General features: G+C 46.9%; 10 protein-coding genes. All 10 read left to right on the forward strand.

Annotated features, from left to right (window positions below; translation table 11 throughout):
• Window positions 1-180 precede the first annotated feature (180 nt).
• The 10 genes from IPJ02_16190 to rseP all read left to right on the forward strand — a co-directional run bounded on the left by IPJ02_16190 (window position 181) and on the right by rseP (window position 11,337).
• Window positions 181-879, forward strand: coding sequence for a GNAT family N-acetyltransferase (locus IPJ02_16190; GenBank protein MBK7377023.1), 699 nt, complete (start codon window positions 181-183; stop codon window positions 877-879).
• 11 nt (window positions 880-890) lie between these two features.
• Window positions 891-2,144 carry an argininosuccinate synthase gene (locus IPJ02_16195; protein ID MBK7377024.1) on the forward strand — a complete coding sequence of 418 codons (1,254 nt, stop codon included), beginning with the start codon at window positions 891-893 and terminating at the stop codon, window positions 2,142-2,144.
• The gene (locus IPJ02_16200; protein ID MBK7377025.1) at window positions 2,134-3,111 is read left to right on the forward strand and encodes an N-acetyl-gamma-glutamyl-phosphate reductase; all 978 of its coding nucleotides are present in this window, start codon (window positions 2,134-2,136) and stop codon (window positions 3,109-3,111) included. The genes IPJ02_16195 and IPJ02_16200 overlap by 11 nt, the downstream gene beginning before the upstream one ends.
• An 81-nt stretch (window positions 3,112-3,192) precedes the next feature.
• Entirely contained in the window at window positions 3,193-4,323 is a 1,131-nt protein-coding gene (locus tag IPJ02_16205) for an aspartate aminotransferase family protein (protein ID MBK7377026.1), read from the forward strand.
• 98 nt (window positions 4,324-4,421) lie between these two features.
• Entirely contained in the window at window positions 4,422-5,375 is a 954-nt protein-coding gene (locus IPJ02_16210; GenBank protein MBK7377027.1) for an acetylornithine carbamoyltransferase, read from the forward strand.
• The gene (gene argB / locus IPJ02_16215; protein MBK7377028.1) at window positions 5,375-6,190 is read left to right on the forward strand and encodes an acetylglutamate kinase; all 816 of its coding nucleotides are present in this window, start codon (window positions 5,375-5,377) and stop codon (window positions 6,188-6,190) included. The genes IPJ02_16210 and argB overlap by 1 nt, the downstream gene beginning before the upstream one ends.
• On the forward strand, window positions 6,190-7,272 hold the full coding sequence (locus IPJ02_16220) for a M20 family metallo-hydrolase (GenBank protein MBK7377029.1): 1,083 nt from the start codon (window positions 6,190-6,192) through the stop codon (window positions 7,270-7,272). Before argB ends, IPJ02_16220 begins: the two co-directional genes overlap by 1 nt.
• A 70-nt stretch (window positions 7,273-7,342) precedes the next feature.
• Complete coding sequence (gene argH, locus IPJ02_16225; protein ID MBK7377030.1) at window positions 7,343-8,674, forward strand: argininosuccinate lyase; 1,332 nt, start codon at window positions 7,343-7,345, stop codon at window positions 8,672-8,674.
• 27 nt (window positions 8,675-8,701) lie between these two features.
• Window positions 8,702-9,871 (forward strand): 1-deoxy-D-xylulose-5-phosphate reductoisomerase, encoded by a 1,170-nt coding sequence (locus tag IPJ02_16230; protein ID MBK7377031.1) that lies wholly within the window; start codon window positions 8,702-8,704, stop codon window positions 9,869-9,871.
• Window positions 9,872-9,951: 80 nt separating this feature from the next.
• A complete protein-coding gene (gene rseP, locus IPJ02_16235) occupies window positions 9,952-11,337 on the forward strand; it encodes an RIP metalloprotease RseP (GenBank protein MBK7377032.1) in 1,386 nt (461 codons plus the stop codon).
• Window positions 11,338-11,365 lie beyond the last annotated feature (28 nt).

Below are 11,365 nucleotides of genomic sequence, written 5' to 3' on the forward strand. Positions count from 1 at the left end.
TTCAAGCACATATTCCTGCATCTGAACTGCTGCCTACTGCAGGCAGCATGCCCCGGTTCATTTCCCGATGCCGACGTGGATGCTGATAGGACGAGCAGTTAAAAGCTGCCCCTGTCAGTGAAAAAATCCCCGAACCATTTCCTTTAACATCATTTATTATCACGCTTTCAATTGTAAGAATTGGAAAACAGCAACATTATCATCCGGGTTGCCATACCCGCCGATAAAAAATATGCCCCCGTCATCACCGATGAAATGGCATCATCTGCAAAAGCCCGTGGCACCGGTATTGCCAAACGCAGCCCGGCGTACATCGAACAGAAGATGGAAGAGGGTAAGGCAGTCATTGCCCTGACCAACTCCGGTGAATGGGTGGGTTTTTGTTATATAGAGGCCTGGGAACACAACAGGTTTGTTGCCAACAGCGGCCTCATTGTTTCTCCTGAATTCCGCAAAACAGGCGTGGCCAAAGCCATCAAGAAAAGGATCTTTGAGTTGAGCCGGGAAAAATACCCGGATGCAAAGATCTTTGGATTGACGACCGGGCTGGCGGTGATGAAAATAAATTCCGACCTCGGCTATGAACCGGTCACGTATTCCGAACTCACCAATGATGAACAGTTCTGGGCCGGCTGCAAAAGCTGCGTGAACTACGACATCCTGGTGAGCAAAGAGCGGAAGAACTGCATGTGCACCGCCATGCTGTTTGACCCGGCCGATCATTTTGAACCGGAAGAGACAAAAGAAGAGTTCAAGAGGCATTCGAAATTGTATGAACGTTTCATGCGCCTGAAGCAAAGCAGGCTGATCGGGTTCCTGCAGAAGAAACAGGGAGATGGCATGAAGCGGTCATTGCTTGGCCAGTTTTTTAATTTTTAAAATCAGTATAGATGATCGCAAATAAAATAGAAACTTCTGGAGACTCCCCGCCAGCCGGCGGGGATGGAGGCAAAGTAGTATTGGGTTTCAGCGGGGGGTTGGATACTACGTATTGTGTAAAATACCTCACCGAAGAAAAGGGATATGAAGTGCACTCCATCATTGTGAACACCGGTGGTTTTACAGGTGATGAATTGAAGAAAACAGAAGAACATGCATACAAGCTGGGAGTTAAAACACATACTACCGTTGATGCTGTTAAAAGTTATTACGACAAGATCATTAGGTACCTGGTTTTTGGAAATGTATTGAAGAATAATACGTATCCCCTGAGCGTGAGTGCCGAGCGGCTTACACAGGCAGTTTTTATTGCAGAACACGTGCAACACCTGCAGGCAGACATTGTAGCGCACGGCAGTACCGGCGCCGGCAACGACCAGGTACGGTTTGATATGATATTTAATATCATGATCCCCGGCGTGGAGATCTGCACACCTATCCGGGATATGAAATTAAGCAGGGAAGAAGAGATCGCTTATTTAAAGAGCAAGGGAGTGGAAATGAACTTTGAAAGATCCATTTACTCCATCAATAAGGGCCTGTGGGGAACCAGCGTGGGCGGTAAGGAAACCTTAAGCAGCAACGGGATGTTGCCCGAAGAGGCCTGGCCAACACCCTTGTCAAAAAAAGGGAATGAGGATCTTGAGTTGGGATTTACCAAAGGAGAATTATACAGCGTGAACGGTAAGGCATTTACACATCCATCCGAAGCGATACAGGAAGTTCAAAGGATCGCCGGGCCTTATGCAATAGGCCGGGACATACATGTGGGCGATACCATCATCGGCATCAAAGGCCGGGTAGGTTTTGAAGCCGCGGCGCCCATGATCATTTTAAAAGCGCACCATGCCCTGGAAAAACATGTGCTTACCAAGTGGCAGCTGAACTGGAAAGACCAGCTGGCATTGTTTTATGGCAACTGGCTTCACGAAGGGCAGATCCTTGACCCGGTGATGAGGGATGCGGAAGCCTTCTTTGAGAATTCCCAGCAAAATGTGACCGGTAAAGTGTTTGTTAACCTGGCGCCATACCGGTTCCAGGTTACCGGTATTGAATCGAACTATGACCTGATGAGCACTACGTTCGGTAAATACGGCGAGATGAACAATGGCTGGACGGGAGAGGATGTGAGAGGCTTCTCAAAGATATTCGGCAATCAAACCATGATCTATCACGCTGTTAAACAAATGGCAGATGGCAAATAAGATAAAAGCAGGTATAGTGGGTGGTGCCGGTTATACCGGTGGCGAACTGGTAAGGATATTATTGAATCATCCTGCGGCCGAGATGATTTTTGTACGCAGTAAGAGCAATGCCGGGAATTTCCTGCACAGTGTGCACCAGGACCTGCTGGGAGAAACGGATATGAGATTCGCGGCAGAGATGAATGATGATATAGATGTTTTGTTTCTCTGTGTGGGACATGGCGAAGCAAAGACCTTCCTGGAAAAAAATACGATCGGGGATAAGATAAAGATCATTGACCTGAGCCAGGATTTCAGGCTGGGCGAATCTGTTAAGCACCGGAAATTCATTTATGGTCTGCCGGAGCTGAATAAAGAAAAAATAAAGGCAGCAGATAACGTTGCCAACCCGGGTTGTTTTGCCACGGCTATCCAGTTGGGACTTTTGCCATTGGCGAAGGCTGGTTTGTTGCAGGATATATATACAACGGGCATTACAGGCTCCACGGGTGCCGGCCAGGCATTGAATGCCACATCGCATTTCAGCTGGCGGGCAAATAATATCCAGGCATATAAAACATTAACGCACCAGCATCTTGCCGAGATCGGACAGTCGTTCCTGCAATTGAACCCTTCCGGTGATGCAGACCTGAGCTTTATTCCCTGGCGGGGGGATTTTACAAGAGGAATCTTCATCAGTTCCCAGGTAAAATGTGAATTAAGTATGGAAGAACTGAATGTATTGTATAATGAATATTATGCGACGCATCCTTTTGTATCGCTGAGCGGCGGGTCCATCTATTTAAAACAGGTAGTGAATACAAATAGATGCTTTATCCAACTGGAAAAAGTGGGTAGTAAGCTTGTTATTCATTCTATCATTGATAATCTATTAAAAGGAGCAAGCGGGCAGGCGGTGCAGAATATGAATTTAATGTTTGGCCTGGACGAGATGGCTGGTTTGAAACTAAAAGCAAATTATTTTTAAAATTAACCGCGGAGGCGCAAAGACGCAAAGAAAAGATCAGTTAACTCGGCGTCTTTGCGCCTTAGCGGTAAAAAAAATAAAATGAAACTATTCGACGTATATCCACTCAATGACATCACAATTGAAAAAGCATTGGGCTCTTATGTGTGGGATGACAAGGGTGAAAAATACCTGGACCTCTATGGTGGTCATGCAGTCATTTCCATCGGGCATACCCATCCGCATTATGTAAAACGGATAGAAGATCAGCTGCACAAAGTGGGGTTCTATTCCAACTCAATAAAAATACCCTTACAGGTTGAACTGGCTGAAAAACTCGGGAAGGTCTCCGGTAAGGAAGACTACCAGCTCTTCTTATGCAATTCCGGGGCAGAAGCCAATGAGAATGCTTTAAAGCTGGCTTCGTTCTATAATGGAAGAAAAAAAGTGATCGCTTTTAAAAAAGCATTTCATGGCCGGACTTCCCTGGCAGTTGCGGCAACAGATAACCCGAATATCGTGGCCCCGGTGAATGAAACAGACAATATCATCTTCCTGCCTTTCAACGATGAAGCAGCGTTGGAAGAAGCCTTTAAGCAAAACGATATTTCATCTGTCATCATCGAGGGAATACAGGGAGTTGGCGGGATCAATGTTGCCGCTGATCCATTTCTCCAAAAGATAAGAACACTGTGTGATCAATATAATGCAGTTTTTATTGCCGACAGTGTCCAGTGTGGCTATGGGCGTAGCGGAAAATTTTATTCACATGATCATGCCGGCGTGAATGCCGACATATATACGATGGCAAAAGGAATGGGAAATGGCTTCCCGGTTGCCGGCATTTCCATCTCGCCCAAAATCAAGCCAAAGCACTTCATGCTGGGTACAACCTTTGGTGGCAATCACCTGGCTTGTGCGGCTGCACTGGCTGTATTGGAAGTGATGGAAGAAGAGAAATTAATGGACAATGCCAGAGCGGTTGGTGAATACCTGGTCAATGAGCTGAAAAAACTGCCAGCAATAAAAGAAGTAAGGGGGAGAGGACTGATGATCGGAATAGAATTACCCGAAGAGTTAAATGGAGTGAAGAAGAACCTGCTGTTCAAACACAAAATTTTTACCGGGGAAGCAAAACCAAATGTGATACGCTTGCTGCCTGCTTTGAATATTACCAGGACCGAAGCGGATTTTTTTTTACAGGCCATTAAAACCGAGTTAAACCTGGTCTGACGCCCCGCCTGCCTGCCGGCAGGCAGGTCTGGCCAACGAAGAAAAAACAATTTAAATCATGGTCTGACGCCCTCGTCTGACCAACGAAGAAAACAGCAATGCAAAACTTTATCTCAGTAAACGATGTTGAAGATGTGAACGCCCTGGCGGAAAAGGCGTTGGCGTATAAAGCCGATCCGTTTGCCGACCGGAACCTCGGTGTTGACAAACGGATCGGCTTGTTATTTTTGAATCCGTCACTGAGGACAAGGCTGAGTACACAGGTGGCTGCCATGAACCTGGGAATGAAAGCCATTGTGCTGAACGTGGACAAGGAAGGCTGGGCGTTGGAATTTGAAGAGGGAGCCATCATGAATGGCGTTACGGTTGAGCACATCAAAGATGCGGCACCAACCCTGGGCCAGTACTTCGATATTTTATGCATCCGTACATTCCCTGCTCTAAAGAACCGGGAGGAGGATTATGCGGAAACGGTGATCAGCCAGTTCATTAAATATGCCGGGGTACCTATTGTTAGCCTGGAAAGTGCCACACTGCATCCGTTGCAAAGCCTTACCGATATCATTACCATCAAGGAAACATTTGCAGGAAAGGACAGGCCAAAAGTGGTCTTAACCTGGGCGCCGCATGTAAAAGCATTGCCGCAGTGTGTGGCCAATTCCTTTGCGCAATGGATCAATGCATGGGGAGAGGCAGACTTTGTGATCACGCATCCGGCCGGGTATGAACTGGAAGAGGCATTCACCCGTGGGGCAAGCATCACGGCCGACCAGGATGAAGCATTAATAAATGCCGACTATGTATATGTAAAGAACTGGAGCAGCTACCACGATTATGGAAAGGTCATCTGTACTGACGCTTCCTGGATGTTGACCAATGAAAAACTGGAGCGCACAAATAATGCAAAACTGATGCATTGTTTACCGGTGCGCAGGAATGTGGAACTGGGTGATGACATACTGGATGGCAGCAACAGCCTTGTAACCCGGCAGGCGGGCAACCGGGTATGGGCTGCACAGGCCGTATTAAGCGAAATATTAAAGCCGGTGTGATGGAAAAATTATTTGTCATAAAGATCGGGGGGAATGTTATTGATGATGCAGAGGCATTGCGGTCATTCCTGATTGATTTTGCTGCTGTGGAGGGCAAAAAGATACTCGTTCATGGCGGGGGAAAGATCGCAACATCCATTGGTAAACAACTGGGCATTGAGCCGAATTATGTAAATGGAAGACGGATAACAGATGCCGCGACCATCGACCTGGTAACCATGGTGTATGGCGGTTTGCTGAACAAGAAGATCGTGGCAGGGCTGCAACTGTTCAATTGCAATGCACTGGGCCTGACCGGGGCGGATGCCAATATCATACCAGCAACAAAAAGACCTTTTGCTAACTCCCCGCAAGCCGGCGGGGGTGGGGGCATTGATTTCGGTTTTGTGGGTGATGTTAACAGTTATCAGTTATCAGTTAGTAGTTTGCAGGTATTTCTTACTAATCATCTGGTTCCGGTTGTGGCACCTCTGACCCATGACGGCAAGGGGCAGTTATTGAATACCAATGCAGATACCATTGCTTCGGCCTTGGCCATTGCGTTGTCGGCACATTATGATGTAAGGCTGATCTATTGTTTTGAAAAGAAAGGTGTGCTGGAGAATGTGGATGATGGGTCATCGGTGATCGGGCTGATAAATAAGGAAAGATACCAGCAATTGATTGCAGGTAAAAAACTGGCGGATGGCATTCTTCCAAAGATCGACAATGCGTTTGCTGCCATCGACAGTGGCGTAAAAGAAGTTCTGATAGGTGATGCAAATGATCTGTTGCTGAATGTTACGGAAAATGTAAAAGGAACCCTGTTCCGGTAATGGATACTGACATATTATATAATGATGCCGTGGGGTTATTGAAACAATTAATAGCCACGCCTTCTTTTTCAAAAGAGGAAGATAAGACCGCGATGATCATCGGGCAGTTTTTCAGCGACAGGAAAATCCCGGTTAACCGGCTGCTGAATAATGTGTACTGTGTAAATAAACATTTTGATCCCACGAAGCCGGCCATTTTACTCAACTCACACCACGATACGGTAAGGCCAAACCCGCAGTATACAAGGGATCCGTTTAGCCCGGTTATTGAAGACGGGAAACTCTATGGCCTCGGCAGCAATGATGCCGGGGGATGCCTGGTAAGCCTTATTGCTGCGTTTCTTTTTTTCTACAATAAAGAGAATTTGAAATATAACCTTGTTATAGCAGCGACTGCTGAAGAGGAAATAAGCGGCACAAATGGGATAGAAAAGTTGCTGGCTTTAGCGGAGTCCGTTTCCCCATTCAGGGAGTTGGGTGGCGCCCTTGTGGGTGAACCCACGCAAACCAATTTAGCCATTGCTGAAAAAGGGTTGCTGGTATTGGATTGCGTTGCAAACGGTAAAGCAGGACATGCTGCAAGAGAAGAAGGAGTGAATGCCATTTACAAAGCCATGCCTGGTATTGAATGGTTCAGAACATATCAATTCCCGAAACTATCTGAAAGCCTGGGCCCGGTGAAAATGTCTGTAACCTCCATCAATACGGAGAACAAGGCACACAACATGGTGCCGGCCATCTGTAGCTTTGTGGTAGATATCCGGGTTACAGATGAATATACGCATGAAGAGATACTGGAAACAATAAAGCATCATGTGAAATGTGAAGTGCAGCCAAGGAGCATGCGGTTGCGTTCATCCAAAATAGCTGTTGATCACCCCTTGGTAAAGGCTGGCATTATGCTGGGAAAGCAGATCTATGGTTCACCAACCACTTCCGATGCAGCCTTGATCCATGCGCCCGTTTTAAAGTGCGGCCCTGGCGATAGCGCAAGAAGTCATGCAGCAGACGAATTCATTTACCTGGAAGAAATTAAGGAAGGTATTGAAACGTACATCAACATACTTCAACAAATAATGTAGATCATTCACCATAAATAAAAATGAAATGGTAAACTCAGAAAGCGCTGGCTCCCCTTTAGGGGATGGGGGTATGAAACTCTGGCAAAAAGAAAAAGCATCATTGAAGGAAGTGGAGCAGTTCACTGTTGGCAATGACAGGGAACTGGATATCTATCTTGCCCCCTTTGATGTATTGGGTTCCCTGGCACATATCAAAATGCTGGAGTCGGTTGGGTTGTTATCAGAAGATGAGTTGCAGTCATTGGAAAAAGCGCTGAAAGAGATCTATGCACAAATAACAAGCGGCCGTTTTAAACTGGATGAAGGGGTGGAGGATATTCATTCGCAGGTGGAGTTGATGCTTACGCAGAAACTGGGCGATGTTGGAAAGAAGATCCACAGCGCCCGGAGCAGGAACGACCAGGTATTGGTTGATCTGAAACTATATATGCGTGGTGAGATCGAAAAACTGGTTGTATCAACAAAAGGGTTATTCGATCTGCTGATTGCCCAAAGCGAAGAATACAAAGACGATCTGCTGCCCGGTTATACACACCTGCAGCTGGCCATGCCTTCTTCTTTCGGTTTATGGTTTGGAGCCTATGCCGAAAGCCTGGCAGATGATATGCTCACCCTGGAAGCGGCTTACCGGGTGGTAAATAAAAATCCATTGGGTTCGGCGGCCGGTTACGGTTCATCATTTCCCATCAACCGGCAAATGACAACGGACCTGCTGGGTTTTGATGCCCTGAACTATAACGTGGTGTATGCGCAGATGGGCAGGGGCAAAACAGAACGTATCGTTGCATCGGCTTTGGCAAATATAGCAGCCACCCTTTCCAGGCTGAGCATGGATGCCTGCCTCTATCTCAACCAGAATTTTGCCTTTATCTCTTTCCCCGAAGAGCTGACCACGGGCAGCAGCATCATGCCCCATAAAAAAAATCCGGATGTATTTGAACTCATCCGCTCTCATTGCAACCGCATCCAGGCATTGCCTAATGAAATTATGCTGATGACCACCAACCTGCCGTCGGGTTATCACCGTGACCTGCAGCTGATAAAGGAACACATTATCCCTGCTTTTGAAAATTTGCAGCACTGCCTGCAAATGACCCACTTGATGCTGGCAAACATCCAGGTTAAAAAAGACATTCTTAAAGACGAAAAGTACGCACTGCTTTTCAGCGTGGAAGAGGTAAATAAGCTCGTGCTGCAGGGAATCCCTTTCCGGGATGCATATAAAAAAGTGGCAGCGGATATTGAACAGGGGAAATTCAGTCCCACACAGACTTTGCAGCAAACACACGCCGGTTCAGCCGGTAATCTCTGCAATGATGCGATCCGGCAAATGATGGATGATATTATCCAAAAGTTCAATTTTACTAAAGTGAAAATTGCGTTGCAACAATTATTAAGTTAGATTTGTCGCTACAACTGTATTCTGGTAATGACTGATCAGGCTTCTAAAAAGCGAATTGCGATTTTTGGCTCCACAGGTTCTATAGGCACCCAGGCGCTGGATGTTATCCGTGCCAATCCTTCCTTGTTTGAGGTGGAGATCCTTACAGCCCAGACCAATGATGAATTACTGATCACCCAGGCCATGGAATTCAGGCCCAATGCGGTGGTCATTGGCGACCATACCCGGTATGAAAAGGTCAGGACAGCGCTTTCTTCCACCGACATCAAAGTGTTTGCCGGAGAATCTGCCCTGGAAGAAGTGGCCGATTTTGATACCTATGATATGATGCTGGCAGGCATTGTTGGTTTTGCCGGCCTTAAACCCACATTAAAGGCGGTGGAAAAAGGAAAGGCTGTGGCCCTTGCCAATAAGGAGACCCTGGTGGTGGCGGGCGATATCGTGATGCAGACAGCCATAGACAAAAGGGTTCCTATCATCCCGGTAGACAGTGAGCATTCTGCCATTTTCCAATGCCTGGTCGGTGAGATGAGAAATCCCATCGAGAAGATCATCCTTACCGCAAGCGGGGGCCCTTTCCTCGGAAAGAAACCGAACTTCCTGGTGAATGTAAAGAGAGAGCATGCACTTCAGCATCCCAACTGGAGCATGGGTGCCAAGATATCGATCGATTCAGCCACCCTGATGAACAAGGGCCTGGAGATGATCGAAGCCAAATGGCTTTTCAACCTGCGGCCCGACCAGATACAGGTAGTGATCCATCCGCAAAGCATCATACACAGCATGGTTCAGTTTGAAGACGGGAGTATAAAAGCACAAATGGGATTGCCCGATATGAAACTGCCCATTCAGTATGCCATGGCATTCCCGGGCAGGGTAAAGAACGACCTTCCCCGTTTCAGCTTCCGCCGCTATCCTTCGCTCACTTTTGAAGAACCGGATGTTAAAACTTTCAGAAATTTACTGCTGGCAACCGAAGCGCTTAACCAGGGAGGAAATATGCCCTGCGTGCTGAATGCAGCCAATGAAATAGCCGTTTGGGCCTTTCTCCGTAACCGCATTGGCTTTCTAGACATGACAGCCATGGTGGAAAAGACCATGCAAAAAATATCTTTCATCGAAAAACCAACCCTGCAACAATATTTTGACAGCGACGGTGAAGCCCGTAATTTTGCGGCTTCGCTGATAAACCTGTAAACGGGATCATGAGACCGCTTTTGTACCGGGCGAAGCCGGAGTTTTTTTCAGCAACAATAAACATTAATACAAATCTTTAAATGGAATTATTAGCAATAAACTGGAGCAGTGTGGGGCTTAAAGTAGCGCAATTGATCCTGTCCCTGTCGATCCTTGTCATTCTCCACGAATTCGGGCATTACATTACCGCCAGGTGGTTCAAGTGCCGGGTGGAAAAATTCTATCTTTTTTTTGATCCCTGGTTTTCCATTGTAAAGAAAAAGATCGGCGATACCGTTTATGGCATTGGCTGGCTTCCGCTGGGAGGTTATGTGAAAATTGCCGGTATGGTTGATGAAAGCATGGATAAGGAAGCGCTCAAACTGCCCCCGCAGTCGTGGGAATTCAGGAGCAAACCGGCCTGGCAGCGTTTGATCATCATGCTGGGCGGCGTTACGGTAAATGTGTTACTGGCTTTTGTGATCTATGCCGGGATATTGATGGTTTGGGGTGAAGATAAAATGCCGAACCAGTCGGTAAAGAACGGTGTGTGGGTCACCGATTCACTGATGTATGAGATCGGGTTACGGGACGGTGATAAGATAATGGCGGTGAATAATGACAGCATCGGATATTTTGAAGACATTCCTAAACGGATACTGTTCAGCGGCGGCGGGCATATAAATGTGGTACGGAACAACAAGGATACCAGTATCGAGATACCAAGAAGTCTTATCGGGCAGTTGGTGGAGAAGAAAAAATCCAGGGGCCGGTTGTTTTTTCCAAGGATCCCGGCAATCATAGGTGACTTTGACAAAGCGGATACTTCCAATGCAAAGAAGGCCGGTCTTCAATATTGGGATAAGATAGTAAAAGTGGATTCCACGCCGGTATACTTCCTGGATGAAGCTGCCGCCTATTTTGGTACAAAGAAGAACCAGAAAGTAATGCTCACGGTCATAAGGAACGGAACGGAGATGAGCCTGCCTGTGCAACTGGATGAAGACGGTAAAATGAATCCTACCATACTGAATAACCGGCAATATGATAGTTTGGGTGTACTGAAAATTGAACACACCGATTATGGGTTCTTTACGGCATTCCCGGCAGGGTTTAATTTAGCTGTTACCTCTTTGAAGGATTATATTGACCAGTTCAAGCTCATACTTTCTCCCAGCACCGGCGGCTATAAAGCAGTCGGAGGTTTTAAAGCGATGGGCTCCGTCTTCTCGGGCAGCGAATGGGACTGGCGGCATTTCTGGAATATAACCGCATTCTTCTCTATTGTGCTGGCTTTTATGAACCTGTTACCGATACCGGCATTGGATGGCGGCCATGTCCTGTTCACATTGGGTGAAATGATCACGGGCCGGAAGCCCAGCGAAAAATTCCTGGAGTATGCACAGATCGCCGGCATGGTTGTTTTACTGGCGCTGATGCTTTATGCCAATGGCAATGACTGGTTTGGATGGGGAAGGGGGAAGTAATGATCGTTTAAATCGTTTAAATCGTTTA

The sequence above is a fragment of the Chitinophagaceae bacterium genome (genome assembly GCA_016710165.1).
GTDB lineage: Bacteria > Bacteroidota > Bacteroidia > Chitinophagales > Chitinophagaceae > Ferruginibacter.

Coding starts and splice junctions, on each gene's coding strand:
- IPJ02_16220 (MBK7377029.1), top strand. CDS start 6,190: ATGGATACTGACATATTATATAATGATGCCGTGGGGTTATTGAAACAA.
- rseP (MBK7377032.1), top strand. CDS start 9,952: ATGGAATTATTAGCAATAAACTGGAGCAGTGTGGGGCTTAAAGTAGCG.
- argB (MBK7377028.1), top strand. CDS start 5,375: ATGGAAAAATTATTTGTCATAAAGATCGGGGGGAATGTTATTGATGAT.
- IPJ02_16200 (MBK7377025.1), top strand. CDS start 2,134: ATGGCAAATAAGATAAAAGCAGGTATAGTGGGTGGTGCCGGTTATACC.
- argH (MBK7377030.1), top strand. CDS start 7,343: ATGAAACTCTGGCAAAAAGAAAAAGCATCATTGAAGGAAGTGGAGCAG.
- IPJ02_16230 (MBK7377031.1), top strand. CDS start 8,702: ATGACTGATCAGGCTTCTAAAAAGCGAATTGCGATTTTTGGCTCCACA.
- IPJ02_16195 (MBK7377024.1), top strand. CDS start 891: ATGATCGCAAATAAAATAGAAACTTCTGGAGACTCCCCGCCAGCCGGC.
- IPJ02_16210 (MBK7377027.1), top strand. CDS start 4,422: ATGCAAAACTTTATCTCAGTAAACGATGTTGAAGATGTGAACGCCCTG.
- IPJ02_16205 (MBK7377026.1), top strand. CDS start 3,193: ATGAAACTATTCGACGTATATCCACTCAATGACATCACAATTGAAAAA.